Below are 22407 nucleotides of genomic sequence, written 5' to 3'. Positions count from 1 at the left end.
TATCTCTATCGCCACTTTGGGCGGAAAAAGTCCTAATTGTAGGCGCCTGAACAGCAGGCTTATTCCGATAATAAACTATGAATGATATCTATATTTTTATGAATTAAAATCATTTTTGTTCACGGTTTTATTCGGGCATAAAGCGATCACGATAACGATTGCAGCCTGTGAACGTCAGAAACCAAAACGAGAGACTTCCTGTCTACCGTTTGGTCTGGTTCTGGTTTTTTCGGGAAAAGAGAAGTAGAACCACAATGATTCAGGATTCAACATTCAGTATTCATCGACTTCGCTTCGATGAGACCTATCATCCATCTGACCGGACGCGTCTCACGACCAATTTTGCCAATCTGGCGAGAGGGGAAAGCCGTCAGGAAAATCTACGTAATGTCATCAGAATGATTGACAATCGTTTCAATGAACTGGCGCATTGGGATAACCCCACGAGAGACCGTTATTCCATTGAACTGGAAATTGTCTCTGTAGAGATGGATCTCGCTTTTGCTGGAAAAAATGACAGTTTTCCTCTGATTGAAGTATTGTACACAACGATTGTCGATAAAAAGGAAAATAGGCGTATAGAAGGTCTCGCAGGGAACAGCTTTTCCTCATATGTGAGAGATTATGATTTCAGCGTGCTGCTGCCGAAATATAATAAAGACAAGACAGAATTCAGCGTTCCTCACAATTACGGAGATCTGCATGGCAATCTCTTTAAAAGTGTTATAAATTCCGCCGCATATAAAAAGAACTTCAAAAAACGTCCTTTGATATGCCTCAGTGTTTCTACCAACCGGACCTATCATCGGACAGAAAATCAGCACCCTATTCTGGGTGTTGAATACCAGCAGCGTGAATTCTCACTCACGGACGAATATTTTGCAAAAATGGGGATGAAGGTTCGCTATTTCATGCCCTCCAACAGTGCAGCTCCGCTGGCGTTCTATTTTTTCGGTGATCTGCTGTCTGATTACTCCACGCTTGAACTTATCAGCACCATCAGCACGATGGAGTCCTTTCAGAAGGTTTACCGCCCTGAAATCTACAACGCCAATGCCTCGGCAGCCGATTGTTACAAGCCCAGTCTGAAGCACCAGGATTATTCAAATACCCTCATTATCTATGACCGGGAGGAACGCACTCAGCTGGCAACGGCACAGGGGAAGTATACGGAAGAGAATTTCAGCGAACCTTACTACGATGTTCTTGAGCAGTGGTCTGCCAGCTACGCCGCCTGATCAATCAGAAATGCAGGATCAATTCTTATGAAAACGCTACTCCCGACCTCCACAGCCGGCAGCCTGCCCAAGCCGTCCTGGCTCGCCAAACCGGAGACCCTCTGGTCTCCCTGGAAATTGCACGGCGAGGAACTGATCGAAGGTAAACAGGATGCGTTGCGCCTGACGTTGGACGATCAGGACCGGGCCGGTATTGATATCGTCAGCGATGGCGAACAGACGCGTCAGCATTTCGTCACAACATTTATCGAGCATCTCAGCGGCGTCGACTTTGAGAACCGTCAGACGGTTAAAATTCGCAACCGTTACGATGCCAGTGTGCCATCAGTTGTCGGTGCTGTGGCACGCGAGAAGCCTGTCTTTGTCGAGGATGCGAAGTTTTTACGCGCACTGACGAAGAAACCGATCAAATGGGCTCTCCCCGGCCCGATGACCATGATCGACACGCTCTATGACGGCCACTACAAAAGCCGCGAAAAGCTGGCGTGGGAATTTGCCAGGATCCTCAATCAGGAAGCGAGAGAGCTGGAAGCGGCTGGCGTCGATATCATCCAGTTTGATGAGCCTGCCTTCAATGTGTTCTTCGATGAGGTGAATGACTGGGGCATCGCCACATTGGAAAAGGCCATTGAAGGCCTTAAATGCGAAACCGCCGTCCATATCTGCTATGGCTATGGTATCAAAGCCAATATCGACTGGAAAAACGCGCTGGGGGAAGAGTGGCGTCAGTATGAGGAAATCTTTCCCAAGATTCAAAAATCCAATATCGATCTTGTCTCTCTGGAATGTCAGAATTCCCGTGTTCCGATGGATCTGATCGAACTCATTCGCGGGAAAAAAGTGATGGTCGGCGCCATTGACGTTGCCACAAAAACCATTGAGACACCCGAAAAAGTCGCTGATATCTTGCGAAAAGCGCTTCAGTTTGTCGATGCCGACAAGCTTTATCCCTGCACGAACTGCGGCATGGCGCCTTTGCCGCGTGACGTGGCACGAGGCAAGCTCAATGCTCTGGGGGCAGGTGCGGAAATCGTTCGTAAAGAACTCTCGACCTGACAGACTGCCGTAGGTGGATTCCAAAAGAGGGAGAGAAGTAGAGACGACCATGTCGATACGCTCTCCCTTGGGCAAGCAGGATACGATTCAGCTTCTCCATGACGTCAGGGTTTCGGGGGAGATCAACAGTCTTGCAACATCGTCCGCACTGTAAAACGTCAGCGAAAAGCGTCCTGAAGCCTGGCAGGGGTGAGGGGGCGTGTGCCGATGTCTTGCATCGTTATGATCAGCCGTTCGACATCTCTTGCCGTATCGGCCATGGGGCGGGAAGCGCCGAGCACATGGCTGAACCGGCGCAAACGCTTGCGGCACTCTCCCCGTCGACAGCCGACGATTTTGTGAGTTTCCGAGAGGAAATCGACAAAACGGGATATCTGTTCTCCTTTGGACAGCACCGGGCGATCAGGCATTTGAAGATAGCGCATGATGTCTGCGGCAAGGGTCTGTGGCATGGTGCGCGTCAAAGCCTGAGCCGCATTTCATCCGGCTCAACGAAACCAGGGCACCACGCAACACGGGCATCCGAACGGGCTTTCGTCATCAGGATCGTCGCAGGCCAGAGATGGACCGGCCCGATGACGAGCCTGGTGGTTCAGCCTCGGCACAATCGTCGTAGTGTCGGAAAACGCCTCGTCGTCCTGCGGCGTGTTATGAGGCGTCATCGTTCGTTCCATAATACAGCTTGCCAAGTTCGATCGCCGGGCGGCCCTGGCTGCGACGATGGGCGTTGGTATCCCGCAGCGAATAGGCGCAACCGCAATATTCCTGCTGGTAGAAGCGCTCCTGCTTGCTGATCTCGATCATCCGGGCGGAGCCTCCCCCTTTGCGCCAGTTGAAATCCCAGTAGGACAGCCCGTCATAGGGAGATACGGCGCGTTGCCCGCACTCGTTGATCTGCGCCATGTTCTTCCATCGTGAAATACCGAGCGAACTCGTCATGACCGGGAAATCATGCTCATGGGCGTAGAGTGCGGTCCGCTCGAAGCGCATGTCGAAGCACATGGTGCATCGTACGCCACGTTCCGGCTCCCATTCCATGCCTTTCGCCCGGGCGAACCAGTTATCCTTGTCGTAATCAGCGTCGATAAAAGGAACATCATGTTTTTCGGCAAACCGGATGTTTTCGTCCTTGCGGAGGAGATACTCCCGCTCGGGGTGGATGTTCGGGTTGTAGAAGAAGATCGTGTAGTCGATGCCCGATGCCGTCATCGCCTCCATCACCTCACCCGAACATGGTGCGCAGCATGAATGGAGAAGCACCTTCCTCTGTCCGCCCGGCGGTGTCAGAATTTGTCTCGGCTTCTCGTTCATCACTTGTCTCTTCCTGTTCCGGATAGTCTGCCACATGATCCAATATGGAACGGCCGATCTCCTGCAGTCCGAGGATATGGGCGATTGCATAAGTCGGGTCCGCACGATTCAACGTGGAGATATGAAATTCGTTGATACCGTTGGCCTGCAAGGTTCGGATCTGCTCCACCGCCACAATACTGGCGACGATGCGCCGGAGTTCCGGGTTTTCGTCGGTGTCTTCAAACAGACGCCTGAGCCAGGCTGGCACCGCGACCCCACAAAGCGCCGAGAAGCGTGCCACCTGCTCGTAATTCGAGACCGGCATGATGCCCGGAATGATGGGCGCGTTGATACCAGCGGACTGACACCGGTCAAGGAAGCGCAGGCAGGTCGAAGCGTCAAAGAAATATTGCGTGATGGCGCGTGTGGCCCCCGCATCAAGCTTACTTTTGAGATTGTCGAGATCGGCTTCAGGGCTAAGGGCTGCCGGATGCGTTTCCGGGTAGGCAGCGACGGAGATGTCAAAATCGGCGATACGACGTAACCCCGCGACGAGATCGCGGGCATAGGCATAACCACCCGGATGCGGAGTGTAGTCCGCTGTTCCCGCTGGTGGATCGCCGCGCAGTGCCACGATGTGCCTGATCCCTGCTTCCCAATAGCTGCGGGCGATAGCGTCGACTTCTTCCCGTGTCGCACCGACACATGTCAGATGGGCAGCCGGTACGAGGTCAGTCTCACGTCTGAGGCGCAACACCGTCGCATAAGTGCTGGCCTGAGTGCTTCCGCCCGCACCATAGGTCACGGACGCGAAGCACGGCGAGAGCGGTGCAAGGCGCCGGATGCATTGCCATAACCGCTGCTCCATAGGTTCTGTTCTTGGCGGGACGAATTCAAAGGAAAGCGCAGGTGGCGGCATGTCGCAGCTGCACGACAGCAGGTTGCCGATCCGTTCCTCCGAGACCAATCCGTTCAATCTGTCTGTCATGTCAGTTGCAGGGAAACACAATCTCCGGCTCGTTCCCTGCATGTCTCATGCTGGCGATCGAATTTGTATTCAGATTCAGAGCACAAGAGGCCACGATTATCGGTCGGGATCATAGAAAGCTATCCGAAAGAATCCTGTAAACCATCACGATAAAAGTTTATGTAAGTGAACTGAAATGATATGTTTTTATAATTATATGAATTTCGTGCATTCGAGAGGTAAGTCATGAGTGTTCTGGAGCGCAGTCATCTGACAATTATTCGGGAAGTCGCGCGAGAAGGCTCATTGACGGCCGCAGGAATGCGTCTGAACCTGACCCAGCCGGCGCTCAGCCATGCCATCCGCAAGATTGAACAGCAGCTTGGCGTCAAGATATGGCGCCGTGAGGGACGTTCCCTTGTGCTCAACCAGGCAGGCGAATGGCTGCTTTCTCTGGCGAACCGTCTGCTTCCTCAATTTGAGCTCGCGGAAAGCCGCCTTGAGCAGTTCGCAAATGGCGGGCGTGGCACACTCCGCATCGGCATGGAGTGTCATCCCTGCTATCAGTGGCTTCTGAAGGTGGTCTCCCCTTATTTGGAGAGGTGGCCCAAAGTTGATGTGGATGTGCGGCAGAAGTTCCAGTTTGGCGGTATTGGTGCGTTGTTCAGCAATGAAATCGATATCGTGGTCACGCCTGATCCGCTTTACAAACCTGGCCTGAAATTCACGCCGGTATTCGATTATGAACTTGTTCTGGCCGTTGGCCCTGGACATCCTCTGCGGAATGAGAAGTTTGTCTTGCCGGAGCAACTTGCGGGCGAAACATTGATCACCTATCCCGTTCCATCCGAGCGGTTGGATATCTATACACAGTTTCTGCAGCCTGCTGGTATTGGTCCGCGGCATCAGAAACAAATTGAAACCACTGATATCATGCTGGTGATGGTGGCACATGGACGGGGCGTTGCAGCACTTCCTCGCTGGCTTGTGGAAGAGTACGCTTCCCGCTTTGATCTTTATCCTGTGAAGCTTGGCAAGAAAGGCATTGCAAAACAGATATTTCTTGGTTGCCGCGAAACTGATGAAGAGATTCGATACCTGCAAGATTTTATCGAATTCGCCGCTTCACCTGATTCAGACACTTAAGTATTGCCTTCGAAATCCACATATAGAACCTACTTGTTTTTTTACAATGTCCGGTTTCTCTGTTTTCCTTTCGATACCGGACCTTCCGTATTCCCCCTGAACGGTCAGTCCGCTCAGTGATATAGAAGCGGACCTGCTGCTTACGCCTTCATCCCGGACATACAAGCCCCCATTCGCCAAGCTCCTAAGCGGACAGTCCGCAATCACCATGAGCTGATGGAGTTTCCTCCCACCCGAGTGCATTCTCCGCTCGGCTGCATAAAAGCAGCCCCTTCTGAGAACGTATCATAGAACAAGACATGTCAGATGGGGTGGAAGGCCTCCTTGCGGCATTGATGTGCCATACCGGCGGTTGATAAACCTTCTGAAGGAGACCGCCCACCCCAACTGACAGCTAGCGGCGCGACCACGACTGGTGGTGGAACGACAATTGGTGGTCCAGCATAAATCCACGGCCAGACCTCCGCCGGAGCGGCACTCAGCATGGTCGCGGCGAATGCCGCGGCTAGCAACTTCCATCCGATGCTATCAGGCATTGTTCTGGTCCACTCTGAACACGCGAACGATTGAGGACGCCCAAACCTGCCTTTCTGCATTTTTGATACCTCTTGACACCATGCACGGAGTGCCCAGATTGAATCTGCCGGCCGCCAAAGGGGTCGGCAGACAGAACTATCAGTTTTGATCTTGTGTCCATGTTGCTCAAAGGAGGATATGGCTATGAGAGCCACCGTTGATTTTGCTCCCCTGTTCCGTTCGAGCGTGGGCTTTGACAGAATGCTCAACGCCCTTGATCTCGCCAGCCGGATTCCAGCGGTCGATAACTGGCCGCCTTACGATATCGTCAAGACCGGTGAGGATGATTACCGGATCGACATGGCGGTTGCCGGACTTGCCGAGGCCGACCTTACGATCACACAGGAGCGCAATACTCTTGTCGTGACAGGACGAAAGGCGCCGGAGCCGCAAAGCGCCGCCGAATATCTCCATCGGGGTATTGCGGGCAGAGAATTCGAACGCCGCTTCGATCTGGCCGAGCATATGAAAGTCACCGATGCGCACTTCGAGAACGGACTTCTGTCCATTACTCTGAAACGTGAGATACCCGAAGCGATGAAGCCGCGTCGTATCGCGATTACGTCCTCTACAGCACGTGCGGAGGAAGCCGTGCCCCAGATTGAGGCGCGGAAAGAGGCAGCCTGATGGCGTGACGAAAACTCTCCCCCGGCCATTCATCCGGCCGGGGGAGAATCTCGAAAGGTCATGAGCATGAAGAGGATGAAAATATCTCTGTCGTGCGCTGCTCTGGGCTTGTCTCTACTGAGCCAGTCGGGCGCACATGCTGGTGATATTGTCCGGACGACTGCAACATCGTTCGATGCGAGGGCGACTGAGGGAACGTCCACAATCCCCAAAACTGGGGCTCGCACTCATTACGAAGACGGCACGGGTGATATGCTGGTCGACAGCTTGAACGCAAGCCAGTTGGATCAGAACTACAAGGGGCCGGTCTATTATCCCGGACAACCCATTCCGCCGTTCCGGCCCATCGACACAGATCATCTGGCACCGTCAGGGCCAGAGACGCCGGAGAAGACGTCCTCATCGCACGGGACGTAGTGGGGATTGAGTAAAGGCGGCGTTATAGACCGCCTTTACCTCGATTCTTCAGGATGAAGACCCTTCAGGCTCACAGCGGGCCGCAGGATTATCTTCGAGATGCGCCTGTTCCCTGGCATCGCGCGCGACACGCGCATCCTGCTCGCGGACCAGCCAGTAGACGATGCCCAGCGCCAGAACAGCCGCCGAGAGAGCGAACAGTTCCATGGCAGTCACATCATGCAGATCCAGCAGGATGAATTTGCGGGCAATCGCCAGGAGGGCGATCAGGACGATGGTCCGCACCCGGATGACGTTCTCATGCTGGGCAAGAACGACCAGCAGGGAGTGTTTGAACTCAAGAGCGATGATAACAGTAAAGATCGCGCCAAAAATCGCCTGGAAGATCGTCTGGTTGATCGGATCGATTCCGACATCGACGACCAGATGCCATACCGCGCCGATCAGATGAATCGTCGCGATGGCGGTGACCAGCATGATGAGCGCAATCAGGGTCAGAATGATCGCCTGTTCAAAACGCTCGTAGAATGTCAGGCCCCTGAACAGCTTGATGAAGCGGGACCAGTCCCTGCTCTGCCAGGAACGTTTCATGGAGAGGTCTTCCATAGCCGTTTTCCCATCTATGAATTGAGTTATAGTTCCTACGTCGTGGCCCTTCCGGCGCACATCCGGTTCAAAGCCGCTGCCAGCGTGGCAGGCGACAGGACAATGTTCTGGCATGGTCTCGCACGGCCTTTGGCAAGATCGATGTCAGCTGGTTTTCGAGGTCTCCCAACGACCAGCCCAAGGCCTTGGCCATGTGCGTGCGGTCGGCGACAGGCAGGAGTTTTCGGACCACGGCGACGGTCGTCGCTTCCGGGTCTGACGCGGTTCTCCAGCGAGAAACCCGATCGTTAATCCGGTGGTCGGCCGCCCGACGCATGAGGCCGTCATATCCCTGGTTTTTTTCCTGGTCGCCGAGATAGTCGGCCAGCAGGACCGCCAGCTCTGTACCGATCCGAACGGTCGGAAGCGACATAATTCTGTTCGGCCTGTCCGTGTGAAGAGTCATGATGCAGTCCTCAGGCTGGCGCGCGTGTCGCCCGAGGTCAGAGCCGTCGCATCCAGAGGGCTGACGCTCAAGCCCGAAACAGTGGCGGTGACGTCGACATGCACGGACCCGAACAGATGCAGGAGAGCGGCCTGAGGCGTATAGGCGCCCTTGACGGCTGCGGAGGTCCGACCGTCTATAAGGATCGGGTCGACAAGGACCGGGCACCCTGACTGGCGGCCTAATATCTCGATGGCGCGGGCCAGTGGCATGGATGGAATATTCACCGGCTGCTTTTCTGTCTCGCACGACAGCACATCATGCGGCGCATGAGCCGATGCCTGCGAGGCCATTCCGACCAGCAGCATGAGGACGAGACCGACAGCGAGGTGTGGTCTCTCCCTCTGCCGAAGGCGCCGAGGTTGCTTGGCCGTCTGTTCCGCTCGCTCGGTCTCTCCGGCGGAATGCGACCAAACTGGCCTCCTCGTCCCAAGTGAACGGGGCACCGGGGGATGGTTATTCCAATAGTGCTGAAGTGCCTTCAGGTTGAGAAAATGGATAAAACTCGACATCTCCCTGTTCTCTCTGCTTTCGACCTCACCTTCAGAGACGCGGGGCCTCCGATGGAAGGCCCCGCTCCACCCTCTCATTCGTGCGGTCGTTCCAGAAAAGATGGCGCTTCCGCTCGGAGAAGGCGTTTCTGATCTACCCGGCGCGGTCAGTGCCTTACGCCGCGACCGGAACTGGCGGTACGGCTCTTGCCCGCATGGGGAGACGGAACGCGAGATCAGAAGCCAGGGGATCACACCCGGCAGGGGCGACCGCGCCCGCCTGGACCTGGCGTTCCAGCGTGGAGCGAAGTCTGATCCCCGGTATACCGGTATGGGCCACCAGAGACGTCAGCGTCACGCCACGTCCGTCATGACCGAGGCGGCGGAGCACGGAGAGGACACGCGGAGCGAGCGGATCGTCTCCGAAAAGGGGGCGCGTTACCATGATACGCCTCCCTCCAGTCGGTTGCGCCATCTCCGGGCGGCTGTACGCAAGGAGCGGCGATAGCGGGAATAAAGTCCTTTCAGTGTCGACATCCACATCCTCCGATTAAAGCAACATGGACTTCAGTTGTCTGGCTCACAGAGCCTATGCCGGACCCGATGGCTTCCAGCGAAAGCAAGATTGGAAGAGATGCTTGCCTCGTCAAGGGGACACGAAATGCAGATCCTTTTTCATGGATAATTTTATTATTTATATTTGTATTTATTTTTTGTGGCGGTGTTGCGGACGGAAATTACAGGGGTTTTGTTGATATTCGTTAAACATCATGGCGATGATCACAGAAAATCAATATATTTTCCTTCTATGATGGTGGCCCGGGGTTTTCCGGCCACCACCTGTTTTAGAGAGCGCTTCCAGCGCGTCCGTTTGTCGGGACTTCCATCCGCGTCTCGACGGCGGGCGTCAGAGCCGTGGAAACAGTCTTTTGACCTCCGGGATTGTCAACTGCCGTCGGCGCGGGGAGCGTCGCACAGGACTTGCTTCCGGTGCGTGACACATGAACGATTGGCGCCGCCTGACCGTTTGATGTGATCGTGATCGTCTGCGTACAGGCGGTGGGTCCACCGGTGCTGACCGCCTCGAAACGCTGCCAGGACATGCTCTGTTTCGGGAGGTCATGACCAACAGCTGGAACGGCGCGCAGGACGCCGTCCAGCCGCGAGCCCAATGTCCGATCGACCGCCTCCATGAGAGCCATATTGCGTGCCATCATGCGATCAACGGCCTCGAACATGATGTCGATATCAGGCATTGCCGCTGTCGTTGCGATGCCCTGGACCGGGACCAGGATACCGACCTGGTGTCCCCGTGCATCAACGACGCGCAACGTATCCTGAGCCTGCGCAGGCAGGGCAGCCGCGCCGCAGGCCAGTGTAGCAACAAAGACGCCAGCCTGAAACATACGAGAAAAATGCATTTTGGAATCCTCCGTGTCTGTTAAGCAGTGTCGGACGACGGCAGGAATATGGGCTGGGTAAATAGCGCCAGCAAGAGGTGGAGGAAGACTACATTGATCGTCTGATCCGGATATGAGCGTGTATAGGCGTCCACACCAGAGGGATCCGGATCGGTCCACACCGTCTCGTCGCATTCGCAGTCCGGGCTACCGACCCTTCGGCTTACGGCCGCCACAGACGATGTCATCACCGCGCGCTCCACACCACTCCGGATCGCCGCACGCAGCACCCGTCGCCCTCTTCTCGATGGCCAGCCTATAAGGACGGGCAACGTCGAGCACATGCGCTGCAGGCCAGAAATTGCTCCCATCTCCCACATAGGCGCAGGTCCCATTTGCACGAAAAATCTCGATCAGCGGTGTGATGAGCCCCTGCTTTGCCCTCTCGTGAACCTGGGGAAGCCGCACCACCGAAGCGCGGATAGAGACGATATGCGCGATCGTGCAGTGGCAATGTCAGTAACGTTTTGGTCTGCCACGTCCTTGGCTGATTGAGTTTTCGCATGTGCAGCATGGACGGATCTCAGGTATTACGGCGACCAATTCTCCAATGTGGATGGTCGTTGTCAGGGAGTCCAGCCAGATCAGGATCGATCATCTCACGATCCGCAACCCGGCCTCGTGCAGCAGACTGTCTCGATGACCGATCCCGTTGCTCCAGTAACATCAACGACCCCGCATATTCATGATGTGACCATAACAGATCTGACTGCGATAAATGCCAAGACAGCCGGCGTTGGGTTAGGTTTGCCCGAGGCAGCGATTGAGGGGATGTACTTGAGACATGTTCGGTTATCGGCCCAGAAAGGCCTTCAGCTTAGTCATGTTAGCGGACGTTCCTTTGGAGGCACGCTCACAGTCCAGACGCCTCCACTTCTTCAGTGTGGATCTGCTGTGCACATGGAGGGATCAGGCCTGTGCTGTCCGGATGAGAGACGCGTTCATGAATGGGTTTTTACTCGACATAATTGACCGTCTGTCGACTCAGAAAAAACAAAGCAGACAGGCGGCAGTCGCCTCATGTCGGACATAAAAGTGGGTTGGCTCGCCTTTCGCATAACGGACATAGTCCGCGCAGTCCCCCGCTATCACTTGGAGCCGAGAGTGGGGTGATCGTTATGGGAAATAACCAGCAAGAATACAGGCGCTTAGGTTGGCCGTAGCAAGACACGCCCGAAGCCACTGGGCAGGGAGTATAAATCATTTGGATCGGGCAACGATGCTTTCGGTTTTCGGCCTTGACACGATGATGTTCGGTGCGGGCGGCAATCCAGATTTTCTGGACAGCGTCAAGATTCATGAAGGCAATTCCGAACCCAACCAGAAGGTCGAGCCAGACCGAATGGTGGCCGAGCGTGATACGGAAGCAGTTTTCATTCTGGGTTCTATTGGCATATCGGACATAATCTTCAAGTAGTTCTGTGCAGCAGTGGCCCATACCTGTCACTTGAACAAGGTTTCCGGAACTCCCGTTTCGTTTTCAGAAAAACTACCAAATTTGACAGCAAGAATAGGCAAAACAAACAGGTTAAGTATCATTGATGTCATGAGCCCTCCAAGAATGACAGCTGCCATAGGTCCTTCGATTTCCCGCCCAGGCGCATTCATATCAACAGCCAGAGGCGCCAGTCCAAGCGCCGTAACGAGCGATGTCATGAGTACGGGGACGACGCGGTCTCTGGCCCCCCGGAGCGCTGTTGTTACTCCCCATGTGAGATGTTCCCGCTCGACCAAAGTCTCAAAATGCGAAATCATCATCACCGAATTCCGAAGCGTAATCCCGAATAGAGTAACGAAGCCGACTGTTGCCCCAAGAGTTAGCGTTGTGCCGGAAACAATGATTGCCAGAATGCCGCCGACAAATGCGAAGGGAAGATTGACGAGTATCAGAGCGAGATTGCGCCATCCTTGTGTGATTATTGAGAGCAGAATCATGACCGCTATGGCAGCGAGCCCGGAATTTATAAACAGTTCCTTGCGTGATTGTGATTCAGCTTCCGCTGCGGATGTAAATTGAACGTAGGTTCCAAGAGGCAGTTTGATATTTTTTGCTATAGCCGTGCGTGCGTCCTGAACGAAAGATTGAGCTGATCGTCCTGTAACATTTGCGGTGACAGTCTGTGTTCTCTGTGCTCCCAGATGTGACACCTGATAGCGACCGTTCGTCTCATATATGTCTGCGACAGCGCGGAGTGGTACGTAGTTTCCGTGAACAGTATGCAGTGGCAGGAAGCCGACAGACGCAACATCATTACGACTTGCGTCATCAAGACGAACCATAACATTAAAAGCCGCAGAACGCTCGTATATCTGCCCCACGGTTTCACCCTGCCAGGCTGTATGGATGGATCGGAGTACATCCGCCGACCGAAGCCCCCAGCGCTCCAGATCAGCAGGGCGTAGCCGAATAGCAAGTTCCGGAACACCAGGGGGTGCTTCTATCCGGACATCTGTTGCGCCATGTATCTGATGCAACATGCGGACAATATTATTTGCCTGGATATCCAATACATCCAGATCATCGCCAATAATATTGATTGCCACAGCCGAAGACGAACCAGAAAGGGTTTCGTTTACGCGCATCGTCAAAAAACTACTGACAGAAAAACTGGCCCCAACGAACCCGTCAAGCGCTTTGCGAACGCGGGCATCAATCTGTCGGGAAGCCTTCCCATCCACCTGATTCAAATCAACCTCAAACTCGCTGGTATGTGGTCCAGACGTGTCCTCATCCAGCGAGGCGCGTCCGACTCTCTGAGCAACCGAACGGATTTCGGGAAGCTGACGAAGTTTTTCTGTAACCTGTCTACCTAATTTCAGAGACTGTTCCAGGGAAGTCCCCGGAGCAGCCGTCATATGAATGATAAGGTGACCTTCCTTGAAATCAGGAATGAAATCGCTTTCAAGGAATGGAAGGGCCGCAAACCCTATCAAGGTGGTCAGGATCATCCCGCCTATAACAAATCGGGGATGGCGCATTAATCTGGCCAGAAGACGTTCATAAGCTCTGGCGGTCCATCCTGCCAGGGGGGGCTCTCTCCGGGTTTCTCCAGGCGTCGCCAAGAGCCATGCGCAGAGTGCAGGTACAACGGTTACAGCAGCGGCAAGAGAAGCCATGACCGCAAGAACATAAGCTGTTGCCAGTGGAGCAAACAGTCGTCCCGAAAGTCCGGGAAGGGCGATGACAGGCAAGAAAACGATAATGACAGCAAAGGTCGCGTAAACCACTGCACTGCGGACTTCAACGCATGCATCGAGTACGACGCGCGCTGTAGATGCGGGCTGGACCAGAAGCCGGTTTTCACGCAATCGGCGTGTAACATTTTCGACCCCGATCACGGCGTCATCCACGACCTCGCCGATGGCGATAGCAAGCCCCCCCAGGGTCATGGCATTCAAAGTAACCCCGAGTGTCTCCAGCAACGACAGGGCTATCAGAATAGCCAAAGGTATGGTGGCGCAACAGATTGCAGCGGTTCGCAGGTCAAAAAGGAAAAGAAAGATTACGACAACCACCAGAAAACCGCCCAGAAGCAATGCTTGTGTGGCATTCCCCAATGCGGTCGTAATGAAATTGGCGGGTCGGAACAGGTCAGCATGCAATGTAATCCCCTGTCCCTGCAATTGCGGGCGGAAATCGGTAAGTGCCGCCTCGATTTCCCGGGTCACAGCCATCGTATTGGCACCGTACTGTTCCCATATATTAACCACAATGCCTGTCTTTCCCTCGATACTGGCCGCGCCGAAGGCGGGAATAGGGGCTTCAGTTACAGTGGCAATACTGCCCAGTGTGACAGCACCATTATCAGAGCGGACAATCACAGTGCGGGCCAGACTTTCTGGCGTCAGGGCCTGACCGTCAGACTGAAGAACGACTCTTTGGTTCGGGGTATCAATAAAGCCGGCCCCCTGTATGCCAGTTGCTTCCTGGGCAGCCGCAAGGACGTCATCAAGTCCGATATGATGCAAGATGAGTTGGTCTGGATGTACCTGTATCTGGAGTGACCGACGCTCCCCGCCAAACACACTGACTCCAGCCACACCAGGCAACGCCAGCAGACGCGGCCTTAATGACCAGTCAGTAAGCGTGCGCAACTGCATGAGGGACTGTTGTTCCGACGTCAGACCAATCACCAGTACCAGACCGGCGGATGAGGTCAGTGGCGTCATAGTCGGAGCATGAACACCGGCTGGCAATTGCTGTGCAACAACATTCATTTGTTCCCCGACCAGTTGCCGGGCGCGATAAATATCGGTCGATGTCGCAAACAGGACGTTGACGACTGACAGTCCCTGAATCGAAGTCGATTGCACGCGCTGAATACCCGGGAGGCCGCTCAGGGCAATTTCCATTGGGCGACTAACCAATGTTTCGACCTGTTCCGGCGTAAAACCAGCGGCTTCGGTCTGGATCGTGACCCGTGGCGGAATGAATTCCGGAAACACATCATAGCTGGCATGTCTCAAGCCATACAGGCCATAGAAGAACAACAGACATGCGGTTGCGATAACCACGCCCCGGAAGCGGATCGAAAACCCGATAATAGCTGCCTGAAGGCTGAAAGAACGTCCCGTCATCAGTCGTCATCGCCTCCTGATTCAAGCTGAGCTCGGAATTCTTCAGACAGAAGTAATTGCGTACCCCCTACGACGATTTGCGTTTCGTGTGTGATTTGTCCTGGAGTATCTTGGATCAGGTAGCCACCTTCTCGGTCCGGCACGTCGGTCGTAAGGGGTAGGCGTGTAAATTTTCCGTGTCCGTTATCACGGTATATCCACGACTTACCTTGCAGCCAGATAATAGCTGATGCAGGTATCCGGATACCGGGACGTTCCTCTTCGGTAGGCAGGAGAACGGAAACATTCATGCCCGCGACAAGCTGACTTTCAGCCGACGCAAAATAGAAAAAGCTACGCCCCTGAATAGCAGGATCGGTCATGGTTACAGGAGACAAATAGTGGAGCATTGTCCCGTGTCCACCCGTGTTTCCATAATCGGTCACATCCGCCTGACTTGGTGGGGTTGGTAGATCCGTATCTGGTGGAAGGGTCACCTTGACCAAGACCACTTGTTGTTGAAGTAACTGTGTAATGAAAATTGTATTTTTTTCGGTAGCGTCAGATATGACCGAACCAAATTGCTGTCTGATAATATTAAGTGCGTTATTCACCCGGACCTGTTCTGCTTTTACCATAGCTGAGTTGGACTGAAATCTGGCTGTTGTCTCCTGGAATTGTTCCTGAGAGATATTCTGCCGGTCGCGATACAGTCCTTTGTCACGATCGAGTTTCGCACGGGCAAGCGTCTGCTGTGCCTGCATGCTCTCCAGCCGCGCTTTCATGTCAGCATAATCACTAACAAGAGTGATAAGTTGTGTTGCGTTCAGAACGTAACCATAGGCGGGAACCAACTTTCTCCAAGGCACGATGCTGGGTCGTGCAGAAGCGATGCCACTCTTCGTAACTGCTTCCGGGGAGACCGTCACGGTCGCCTCTGCGCCAAGAACCGAAACTGGTGGATCATCATCATCTGCAATAGCAATGTCCGCCACGTTTAGAACTAGGAAGACAGAAAGACCTACAAGAGGCAGCCAGAAGGCCCTCGCTTTCATGGTGAGTTCCTTTGGTTATTTTCAAGCAGGCCGGAAACCTGCGCGGCACTGGTGTGATCAAAAATGGGCTGCTGCATGCCATCTTCGATCTGACCTATGGCTTGCCGTTGCTGAATTTCTGCTTCAAGAAGAGCGGTCTCTGCTTGAATCTGCTCTATATGAGTCATAACCATCGTTGGTCGGTCGATTGCGCCTGACTGAAGGCGGTGCTGCATCTGGTTCAGCCTTACCCGTACGGTTTTGGCAAGTTCATCCGCCTGTAGCAGAATTGATGTCGTGCCGCGGTAATTGGCCGTAGCCTGCGAGATGGACTTAAACACCGTGTTCTCTGCACGCCGGAGACGAGCCGCCGCCTCATGCTCCTGCCCAACAGCTTCAGCTATGGGGCCTTCGTTCTGATTGAAAATCGGAATTTGCAGAGAGGGATTTACCTCAAAGCGATTTGAAAAATCCCAGTTATAGGAGGGACTGATGGTGACATCGGGATAGCGTCGGGAAACTTCGACCCGTAGAGCCTGTCGGGCGGCGTCATAAGACGCAAGAAGTTCCCGCAGATCCGCGCGTTGCATTACGGCTTGGTATCTCATGTCCTGTGAATCGCGGTATTCCATGAGGTCGGGACAGACATCAAATGCTTTTGTATCAAGAGCAATGGAATCAAGTGCTTCGGCAGGAACCCCGATTGCTCCTGCCAGAGCTGCCTTACGGACGGCATACTCGCGCCGCAGATCACTGACAGACAACTCGGCATGGATCATTTCCGTCCGTACCTGCGATATTTCGAGAGCGGATGCTCGCCCCTGATCAAAACGTGCCTGTTCCAGGGTAAAGAGTTCGCGTTTAGCTGCCGCAGTCTCTTCCACAAGCTTGAGGCGCCCGGATACAGCCCAGACGCCGAGAAGAGCAGACCGCGTGTCGCTGCGTAGTTTCCATGCAGTATTGATGACTTCCCATTGCGCGACGGCAGCCCGATATCTGGCTTCTTTGATACGGTGATAACGCCTGCCGAAAAATTCGATCAGTATTGACGCGCCGTAGCCGACGTAATGAGCCGATGGGCCACCCAGCACCGTGAAACTGGGATTGGGCAGTTGACCGGCTGTCTTGATTCCAGCGCGAGCCGTTTCCAGTTCAGCTTTAGCTACAAGGATATCGGGATGAAAATACAAGGTAGCAAGCGTCAGGCGAGTGATGCCCCATGCGTTTTCCTGACTCGATACGTTTGGTCCGAGAACTTTTGTAATGAATTCTTGCAATCCGGCATCCGTAAATTGACGGCTGGAAAATTTCTGGACATCTGATTCCGGCGAAATATTTGAGTGATCACTATTTGTACAGCCACAGAGCAGGGGAAAAATCAGGAGAATGAATGCCGCATTATAGCGTGTGCGTCTCCTTACCTGCTTAATATATTCTAGAGTATTATATGATTTATACATTGATATGTCGTGATATATCTGATTTGTTATCTGTTAGTTCTACTCTCGATTGTCGCATAATCTGCACACCTCCACTAATACCAAGCATCGCAAGGATGGCAGCTACCGCAATATCCGGCCACGCAGAACGAGTGCCAAACACGCCCAGAGCTGCCAGCACAACGGCAACATTTCCGATCGCATCATTACGAGAGCAGATCCATACAGAACGGCGGTTGGCATCACCTTTCCGGTGTGTCCATAATATGAGGGCACAGGCCAGATTGACCGCGAGGGCAAGCAGACCAATGCCGCCCATTGCGTCTGGGTGAGGCGGATGGTTGCTGTTCATTACTATCCACCCAGCATTGGCCATTACCCATAGCCCAGCCATGAACAGGGTCAGGCCTTTCAGAAAGGCCGCGCCAGCTCGCCATCGCAATGCCATTCCGGCAACACTGAGGCTTATTGCGTAGTTGGCGCTGTCGCCAAGGAAATCAATCGCGTCCGCCTGTACGGATGCAGATCCAACCGACACGCCAGCCCCAGCTTCAACGGCAAACATGCTGGCATTGAGAAAAAGCGCGATCAGGAGCGCTCTCCGCCATGATTTATTGATTGGTAGCGGCGTATCTGTGCATCCACCACAGCATCCTCCTGCCATCCAGTGCCTCCCTGACGAATCATCTGTTTTAATGTATGCTCCCTGTAGCAACTACAGGGTCAAGAGGCAGGGAATGCGATCGATTGGTGCCTTGGGGAAGGCGACGAATACCAAAGTCGAGACGATCCGCTATTACGAACGGATCGGTCTTCTGGCTCCGCCACAGCGGACCGATGGCAATTATCGCACTTATGATGATGAGGCACTCGCGAGACTGTCTTTTATTCGTCGATCTCGGGATCTGGGTTTTTCATTAGACCAGGTAAGAGCTCTATTATCCCTAACGGATCAGGGAACCCAGGATTGTAAGACAGTTGATAGAATTGCTCGTGACCATATGGCAGAAATTGAGCGCAAAATTGCGGATCTCATCGCATTGCGCCATGAACTTTCTACGATGATAGAATCATGCGGGGGAGGTAATATTTCAGAATGCCGAATTATTGAAGCACTTTCTCCGTTTGATAATTAGTTCTCCTGACTTTTTTCGCAGCCAGTCGATTCTGCATTTGACGGAAGATTACCCGAAATAGTTATACGGCCTCATCCTCACGTGTCAGAATCTGAAAAATCCTCATGGAAAATTCAAGGACTATACGTGCTCCCATGGTGGCAGTTTATGATCAGGCCAGTTCTGAAGCAGACATTCGGCTTCCCCCCCTTAACCGACTCAGGTATCGTGCCGTTCCGCCTCAGATCCCACGTCCAGCCTGACCTCATCATCCAGCGTCGTCCCACGCGCCAACCTGCGTCCGACAGCCTCGACAAAGCCGTCATACCGCTCCCGCCCCTTGCTCTGCGCCGCAGCCAAAGCCGCATCGGGCAGTGGGGGAGTGCTGGTGAGCCAGAACCGCACGAACACGGCGAGCGATTCATTGGAGATCGTCACCCGTCGTTCCATCCGCTCCAGCTGCCGCGTCATCCGGTCCAGCCGCCGAGCGAGCGCCGCCTCCAGCCGCTCCGGCCCATCCGGCGACAGAAACGATGCCAGCGCCGTCTCCACAATCAGCGCCTGCGGCACCTTCTTACGGGCGGCGTAATCGGCGAGCCTGACACTAAGGTCAGCGGGTAGCCGGATCGTGTGTCTGATCCGCATGGCGGTCACAGCCCCATCCGATCACCAGGATCGAGCGACACCTGCCGCGCGAGAGCCCGCTCCCCGCGCCGCAGGGTCTGTGCCCGTGTAGCATCGTCCTCGGATTCATCCTCAGGCGGGTCGAACTCACGCACCGGCTTCCTTGGTGCCTGTACTACCTCTTCCTGTTCCGGCAGTTCCGGCTCACGGCGGATGCCAGCATTGGCGGGATCATCATCCCCATTGCTGGCAGGAGGCGGCTGCACCACGTCGGCCCAGTCCCCCGGCGGCGGTCCGATGGGTGGCGTTCCATCCGGAGCCAGAGGCGGCTCGAACCGGGGTGGCGGGAGGACGCGCGCGGCCAGTTCGGCGTCTTCGAAATACCGCGCCTTGCGCGCCCGGATCGGCGGGCAGCCCGAGACCATTACCAGTTCTTCGTCAGGGGGAAGCTGCATGATCTCGCCGGACGTCAGCAGCGGCCGCGCGGTTTCGTGGCGCGTCACCATCAGATGCCCGAGCCACGGCGAAAGCCGGTGGCCGGCATAGTTCTTCGCGTCACGAATCTCGGTCGCGGTGCCGAGCGCGTCGGAGACCCGTTTGGCGGTCCGTTCATCGTTGGTCGCGAAACTGACCCGGACATGGCAGTTGTCGAGGATCGAGTTGTTCTGCCCATAGGCTTTTTCGATCTGGTTCAGGCTCTGTCCGATCAGGAAGCTCTTGATCCCATAGCCCGCCATAAAGGCCAGCGCGCTCTCGAAGAAGTCCAGCCGCCCCAGCGCCGGGAACTCATCGAGCATCAGCAGCAGGCGATGGCGGCGCTTCGCCTCCAGTTCCTCGGTCAGACGACGGCCGATCTGATTGAGCACCAGCCGGACCAGCGGCTTGGTGCGGCTGATATCCGATGGGGGTACCACCAGATACAGCGTCGCCGGATGGCTGCCGGCGACAAGGTCCCGGATCCGCCAGTCGCAGCGCCGGGTCACATGCGACACCACCGGATCACGATATAGACCGAGAAACGACATGGCGGTGGACAGCACGCCCGAGCGTTCATTGTCGCTCTTGTTCAGCAGTTCCCGCGCGGAACTGGCGACCACCGGATGCACACCCTTCGCGCCAAGATGTGGCGTGGTCATCATGGCGCGCAGCGTGGTCTCGATCGCCCGCTTGGGGTCGGAGAGGAAATTGGCGACCCCGGCCAGGGTCTTGTCTTCCTCGGCGTAGAGGACATGCAGGATGGTGCCGACCAGCAAGGCGTGGCTGGTCTTTTCCCAATGGTTGCGCTTCTCAAGGGCGCCCTCGGGATCGACCAGCACATCGGCGATGTTCTGCACGTCGCGGACTTCCCGTTCACCGCGCCGGACCTCCAGCAGTGGATTGTAGGCGGCGCTGGCGAGGTTGGTCGGATCGAACAGCAGCACCCGACCAAAGCGGGCGCGCCAGCCGGCGGTCAGTGTCCAGTTCTCGCCCTTGATGTCATGGACGATCGCCGCACCTGGCCAGGTCAGCAGCGTCGGCACCACCAGTCCCACCCCCTTGCCCGAGCGGGTGGGCGCGAAGCACAGGACATGTTCCGGCCCATCATGGCGAAGATAGGCATCGGCCGAGCGGCCCAGCACCACGCCATCGGGGGCGAGTAATCCGGCGCGACGGATCTCGCGCGGGTCGGCCCAATGCGCTGAGCCATAAGTGGTGGCGCGCTTCTTCTCGCGGGCGCGCCAGACGGACATCGTGATCGCGACGATGACGGCGGCCACGCCGCCCGCCGCCGCGATATACCCGCCGATGGTAAAGATGTCCGGAGCATAGGCGTCGTAGGCGAACCACCACCAGAAGAATTCCGGCGGATAATAGACTGGCCAACTGAGCAGCATGAACCACGGAGCGCCAAGCTGCGTCTGGAAGCCGAGCCGCCAGGCGGTCCATTGCGTCGCCGCCCACGTGAAGGCGAGGATCACGGTGCCGACAGCAAACACCGAGCCCCAGAGGATCCTGGTCTGGTTCATGACAGGAACCGACCAGACAGCTCGATTCTCCGATATTCAAGGTCTAATGACAACGCCTGGGGCCGCAGGACAGCAGCGGATAATAAACGGACGGACGGCCAGTCCGCAGGGATTGAACGATGACCGACACCATCCGCCTGATCGACTCCATCGCCAGCTATCATGCCCATGTCTATTTCGACGGCGCAATGGAACGCGCGGCGGCGGAAAGGCTTCGCGCCGAGGTCGCCGAGCGCTTCGTGGTCCGGCTGGGTCGCTGGCACGAGGTTCCGGTCGGCCCACACACGTTGCCGATGTATCAGATCGCCTTCGAGACCGGGCTGTTCGCGACGCTCGTTCCCTGGCTGATACTCAATCACCGGGGCCTGAGCATCCTGATCCACCCGAATACGCGTTCTCCGCGCCGGGATCACATCAGCGACGGACTCTGGCTCGGGCAGCGTCGCGCCTTGCTGCCAGAGCAGCTACCGGAAGACTCGCTGAAGGCGGACGACGCAGGGGCTCCGAATACTGAACCGGCGGGCACGGCGCCGATCTGACGCCAGCCCGAAGCCAGGAGCGTGGCAGCGTTCTATTGGTTGCTTTGGTTGTCATGGTTTCCTATATTGCCATCACGAAGAAGACTCTGCCAGGAGGCGACAGGATGCCCACGACACCCGTTTCGGAAACGCGCGCCCGCGTTGCGGGAAGCCATACGAGAACCCGACTTCTCGGCGTGGGCAGCATCGTGATGGTGCCTGCCGGGCTGGAACTGGCGGCACGCAAGACAGCCCCCGGACGTGTCAGCGCGAAGCCACAGGTGCTGGAATACGAGGTTCGTCCGCAAGCCGGTCGCTCCCCCTCCCGCGAGACCGCTACAGATGCCTATGCGGTCGGCCCGCGGGGACTTGCCCTGTTACGCGGGAAACAGATCAGGGACGACGATCTTCGGCGCGCGGGCGGTGCCTACACGCTCGATCAGGTCAGGGAACTGCTCAGAGTCACGCGCCAGGCCATCGAGAAGAAGGTCCGTGAACAGGCGATCCTGGCGGTTCCGGGACCGAGCGGCGAGCGGCGCTATCCGGTCGCGCAGTTCACCGGCGATGGGGTCATGTCGGGTTTGAAGCCGGTGCTCGCCGCCCTGCCAAGCGAAAGCGCATGGTTCCGTCTGAATTTCCTGGTCACGCCGCTCGCACAACTCGACGGGCAGACACCGATCGAAGCGCTGGGCGCCGGCAAGACAGAGGCGGTGGTGAAAGCCGCGCAGTCCATCGGCGTCCAGGGCGGCTGAC

Annotated in this window: 22 protein-coding genes; 9 read left to right on the top strand and 13 right to left on the bottom strand. The window is 55.6% G+C overall.

Annotated elements, in window-relative coordinates; genetic code table 11:
* Positions 1 to 254: 254 nt before the first annotated feature.
* Positions 255 to 1238 (top strand): DUF1852 domain-containing protein, encoded by a 984-nt coding sequence (locus B7G66_RS06410; RefSeq protein ID WP_003618828.1) that lies wholly within the window; start codon positions 255 to 257, stop codon positions 1236 to 1238.
* Between the two features lie 27 nt (positions 1239 to 1265).
* Entirely contained in the window at positions 1266 to 2294 is a 1029-nt protein-coding gene (locus B7G66_RS06405; RefSeq protein ID WP_003618826.1) for a methionine synthase, read from the top strand.
* Positions 2295 to 2452: 158 nt separating this feature from the next.
* Here the strand turns inward: B7G66_RS06405 and B7G66_RS06400 are convergent, their stop codons facing one another.
* The 3 genes from B7G66_RS06400 to metF form a co-directional block, all read right to left on the bottom strand.
* Positions 2453 to 2746: a hypothetical protein gene (locus B7G66_RS06400; protein ID WP_003618825.1), complete on the bottom strand. Its 294-nt coding sequence runs from the start codon at positions 2744 to 2746 to the stop codon at positions 2453 to 2455.
* Between the two features lie 196 nt (positions 2747 to 2942).
* Entirely contained in the window at positions 2943 to 3512 is a 570-nt protein-coding gene (locus B7G66_RS06395; RefSeq protein ID WP_231106186.1) for an epoxyqueuosine reductase QueH, read from the bottom strand.
* 4 nt (positions 3513 to 3516) lie between these two features.
* A complete protein-coding gene (gene metF / locus B7G66_RS06390; RefSeq protein ID WP_040510584.1) occupies positions 3517 to 4575 on the bottom strand; it encodes a methylenetetrahydrofolate reductase [NAD(P)H] in 1059 nt (352 codons plus the stop codon).
* 225 nt (positions 4576 to 4800) lie between these two features.
* Between metF and B7G66_RS06385 the strand changes: the two genes are divergently transcribed.
* Both B7G66_RS06385 and B7G66_RS06375 read left to right on the top strand, forming a co-directional pair.
* Positions 4801 to 5700, top strand: a complete 900-nt coding sequence (locus B7G66_RS06385) for a LysR family transcriptional regulator (protein WP_040510582.1) — start codon at positions 4801 to 4803, stop codon at positions 5698 to 5700.
* Between the two features lie 720 nt (positions 5701 to 6420).
* Positions 6421 to 6903 (top strand): Hsp20 family protein, encoded by a 483-nt coding sequence (locus B7G66_RS06375; protein ID WP_003618820.1) that lies wholly within the window; start codon positions 6421 to 6423, stop codon positions 6901 to 6903.
* Between the two features lie 465 nt (positions 6904 to 7368).
* Here the strand turns inward: B7G66_RS06375 and B7G66_RS06365 are convergent, their stop codons facing one another.
* The 3 genes from B7G66_RS06365 to B7G66_RS18670 all read right to left on the bottom strand — a co-directional run bounded on the left by B7G66_RS06365 (position 7369) and on the right by B7G66_RS18670 (position 8718).
* Positions 7369 to 7926, bottom strand: coding sequence for a phosphate-starvation-inducible PsiE family protein (locus B7G66_RS06365; RefSeq protein WP_003618818.1), 558 nt, complete (start codon positions 7924 to 7926; stop codon positions 7369 to 7371).
* Between the two features lie 67 nt (positions 7927 to 7993).
* Positions 7994 to 8338 (bottom strand): hypothetical protein, encoded by a 345-nt coding sequence (locus B7G66_RS06360; protein WP_225578691.1) that lies wholly within the window; start codon positions 8336 to 8338, stop codon positions 7994 to 7996.
* Between the two features lie 29 nt (positions 8339 to 8367).
* Positions 8368 to 8718 (bottom strand): hypothetical protein, encoded by a 351-nt coding sequence (locus B7G66_RS18670; RefSeq protein ID WP_225578690.1) that lies wholly within the window; start codon positions 8716 to 8718, stop codon positions 8368 to 8370.
* A gap of 304 nt (positions 8719 to 9022) precedes the next feature.
* On the opposite strand from B7G66_RS18670, the gene B7G66_RS18170 reads away from it, so the two are divergent.
* Entirely contained in the window at positions 9023 to 9409 is a 387-nt protein-coding gene (locus B7G66_RS18170) for a hypothetical protein (protein ID WP_040510580.1), read from the top strand.
* A gap of 337 nt (positions 9410 to 9746) precedes the next feature.
* Here the strand turns inward: B7G66_RS18170 and B7G66_RS06345 are convergent, their stop codons facing one another.
* Complete coding sequence (locus B7G66_RS06345; protein WP_048858932.1) at positions 9747 to 10322, bottom strand: hypothetical protein; 576 nt, start codon at positions 10320 to 10322, stop codon at positions 9747 to 9749.
* Between the two features lie 1258 nt (positions 10323 to 11580).
* On the opposite strand from B7G66_RS06345, the gene B7G66_RS06330 reads away from it, so the two are divergent.
* Entirely contained in the window at positions 11581 to 11778 is a 198-nt protein-coding gene (locus B7G66_RS06330; RefSeq protein ID WP_010516885.1) for a hypothetical protein, read from the top strand.
* Positions 11779 to 11804: 26 nt separating this feature from the next.
* Here B7G66_RS06330 and B7G66_RS06325 read toward each other — a convergent pair whose 3' ends face one another.
* The 4 genes from B7G66_RS06325 to B7G66_RS06310 are packed head-to-tail and all read right to left on the bottom strand — an operon-like array spanning position 11805 to position 18055.
* The gene (locus B7G66_RS06325) at positions 11805 to 14939 is read right to left on the bottom strand and encodes an efflux RND transporter permease subunit (RefSeq protein WP_003618803.1); all 3135 of its coding nucleotides are present in this window, start codon (positions 14937 to 14939) and stop codon (positions 11805 to 11807) included.
* Positions 14939 to 15973 (bottom strand): efflux RND transporter periplasmic adaptor subunit, encoded by a 1035-nt coding sequence (locus B7G66_RS06320; protein ID WP_003618801.1) that lies wholly within the window; start codon positions 15971 to 15973, stop codon positions 14939 to 14941. Before B7G66_RS06320 ends, B7G66_RS06325 begins: the two co-directional genes overlap by 1 nt.
* Complete coding sequence (locus tag B7G66_RS06315; RefSeq protein WP_012813328.1) at positions 15970 to 17412, bottom strand: TolC family protein; 1443 nt, start codon at positions 17410 to 17412, stop codon at positions 15970 to 15972. The genes B7G66_RS06320 and B7G66_RS06315 overlap by 4 nt, the downstream gene beginning before the upstream one ends.
* The gene (locus tag B7G66_RS06310) at positions 17405 to 18055 is read right to left on the bottom strand and encodes a cation transporter (protein ID WP_010516881.1); all 651 of its coding nucleotides are present in this window, start codon (positions 18053 to 18055) and stop codon (positions 17405 to 17407) included. Before B7G66_RS06310 ends, B7G66_RS06315 begins: the two co-directional genes overlap by 8 nt.
* A gap of 73 nt (positions 18056 to 18128) precedes the next feature.
* Here B7G66_RS06310 and B7G66_RS06305 point away from each other — a divergent pair, with 73 nt between their 5' ends.
* Entirely contained in the window at positions 18129 to 18527 is a 399-nt protein-coding gene (locus B7G66_RS06305; protein WP_003618791.1) for a MerR family transcriptional regulator, read from the top strand.
* A gap of 198 nt (positions 18528 to 18725) precedes the next feature.
* Here the strand turns inward: B7G66_RS06305 and B7G66_RS06300 are convergent, their stop codons facing one another.
* Both B7G66_RS06300 and B7G66_RS06295 read right to left on the bottom strand, forming a co-directional pair.
* Entirely contained in the window at positions 18726 to 19151 is a 426-nt protein-coding gene (locus B7G66_RS06300) for a hypothetical protein (protein WP_003618781.1), read from the bottom strand.
* Positions 19152 to 19156: 5 nt separating this feature from the next.
* Entirely contained in the window at positions 19157 to 21136 is a 1980-nt protein-coding gene (locus B7G66_RS06295; protein ID WP_040510572.1) for a conjugal transfer protein TraG, read from the bottom strand.
* A gap of 119 nt (positions 21137 to 21255) precedes the next feature.
* Between B7G66_RS06295 and B7G66_RS06290 the strand changes: the two genes are divergently transcribed.
* Both B7G66_RS06290 and B7G66_RS06285 read left to right on the top strand, forming a co-directional pair.
* Positions 21256 to 21675: a DOPA 4,5-dioxygenase family protein gene (locus B7G66_RS06290; protein WP_003618779.1), complete on the top strand. Its 420-nt coding sequence runs from the start codon at positions 21256 to 21258 to the stop codon at positions 21673 to 21675.
* Positions 21676 to 21779: 104 nt separating this feature from the next.
* Positions 21780 to 22406: a hypothetical protein gene (locus tag B7G66_RS06285; protein ID WP_003618778.1), complete on the top strand. Its 627-nt coding sequence runs from the start codon at positions 21780 to 21782 to the stop codon at positions 22404 to 22406.
* Position 22407 lies beyond the last annotated feature (1 nt).

Origin of the sequence: Novacetimonas hansenii JCM 7643 (genome assembly GCF_000964405.1) — a bacterium.
Taxonomy (GTDB): domain Bacteria; phylum Pseudomonadota; class Alphaproteobacteria; order Acetobacterales; family Acetobacteraceae; genus Novacetimonas; species Novacetimonas hansenii.
The sequence above is the reverse complement of the archived record's forward strand: the minus strand, read 5'-3'. Positions and strand labels throughout refer to the sequence as shown.

Excerpts from the sequence above, each read along its gene's own strand:
- B7G66_RS06285 (WP_003618778.1), top strand. The coding sequence starts at position 21,780 with ATGCCCACGACACCCGTTTCGGAAACGCGCGCCCGCGTTGCGGGAAGC.
- B7G66_RS18670 (WP_225578690.1), bottom strand. The coding sequence starts at position 8,718 with ATGCTGCTGGTCGGAATGGCCTCGCAGGCATCGGCTCATGCGCCGCAT.
- B7G66_RS06385 (WP_040510582.1), top strand. The coding sequence starts at position 4,801 with ATGAGTGTTCTGGAGCGCAGTCATCTGACAATTATTCGGGAAGTCGCG.
- B7G66_RS06325 (WP_003618803.1), bottom strand. The coding sequence starts at position 14,939 with ATGACGGGACGTTCTTTCAGCCTTCAGGCAGCTATTATCGGGTTTTCG.
- B7G66_RS06315 (WP_012813328.1), bottom strand. The coding sequence starts at position 17,412 with ATGTATAAATCATATAATACTCTAGAATATATTAAGCAGGTAAGGAGA.
- B7G66_RS06320 (WP_003618801.1), bottom strand. The coding sequence starts at position 15,973 with ATGAAAGCGAGGGCCTTCTGGCTGCCTCTTGTAGGTCTTTCTGTCTTC.
- B7G66_RS18170 (WP_040510580.1), top strand. The coding sequence starts at position 9,023 with ATGGCGCTTCCGCTCGGAGAAGGCGTTTCTGATCTACCCGGCGCGGTC.
- B7G66_RS06365 (WP_003618818.1), bottom strand. The coding sequence starts at position 7,926 with ATGGAAGACCTCTCCATGAAACGTTCCTGGCAGAGCAGGGACTGGTCC.
- B7G66_RS06360 (WP_225578691.1), bottom strand. The coding sequence starts at position 8,338 with ATGTCGCTTCCGACCGTTCGGATCGGTACAGAGCTGGCGGTCCTGCTG.
- B7G66_RS06400 (WP_003618825.1), bottom strand. The coding sequence starts at position 2,746 with ATGCCACAGACCCTTGCCGCAGACATCATGCGCTATCTTCAAATGCCT.
- B7G66_RS06345 (WP_048858932.1), bottom strand. The coding sequence starts at position 10,322 with ATGCATTTTTCTCGTATGTTTCAGGCTGGCGTCTTTGTTGCTACACTG.
- B7G66_RS06295 (WP_040510572.1), bottom strand. The coding sequence starts at position 21,136 with ATGAACCAGACCAGGATCCTCTGGGGCTCGGTGTTTGCTGTCGGCACC.
- B7G66_RS06290 (WP_003618779.1), top strand. The coding sequence starts at position 21,256 with ATGACCGACACCATCCGCCTGATCGACTCCATCGCCAGCTATCATGCC.
- B7G66_RS06395 (WP_231106186.1), bottom strand. The coding sequence starts at position 3,512 with ATGGAGGCGATGACGGCATCGGGCATCGACTACACGATCTTCTTCTAC.
- B7G66_RS06375 (WP_003618820.1), top strand. The coding sequence starts at position 6,421 with ATGAGAGCCACCGTTGATTTTGCTCCCCTGTTCCGTTCGAGCGTGGGC.
- B7G66_RS06405 (WP_003618826.1), top strand. The coding sequence starts at position 1,266 with ATGAAAACGCTACTCCCGACCTCCACAGCCGGCAGCCTGCCCAAGCCG.
- metF (WP_040510584.1), bottom strand. The coding sequence starts at position 4,575 with ATGACAGACAGATTGAACGGATTGGTCTCGGAGGAACGGATCGGCAAC.
- B7G66_RS06310 (WP_010516881.1), bottom strand. The coding sequence starts at position 18,055 with ATGGCAGGAGGATGCTGTGGTGGATGCACAGATACGCCGCTACCAATC.
- B7G66_RS06330 (WP_010516885.1), top strand. The coding sequence starts at position 11,581 with ATGCTTTCGGTTTTCGGCCTTGACACGATGATGTTCGGTGCGGGCGGC.
- B7G66_RS06300 (WP_003618781.1), bottom strand. The coding sequence starts at position 19,151 with ATGCGGATCAGACACACGATCCGGCTACCCGCTGACCTTAGTGTCAGG.
- B7G66_RS06305 (WP_003618791.1), top strand. The coding sequence starts at position 18,129 with ATGCGATCGATTGGTGCCTTGGGGAAGGCGACGAATACCAAAGTCGAG.
- B7G66_RS06410 (WP_003618828.1), top strand. The coding sequence starts at position 255 with ATGATTCAGGATTCAACATTCAGTATTCATCGACTTCGCTTCGATGAG.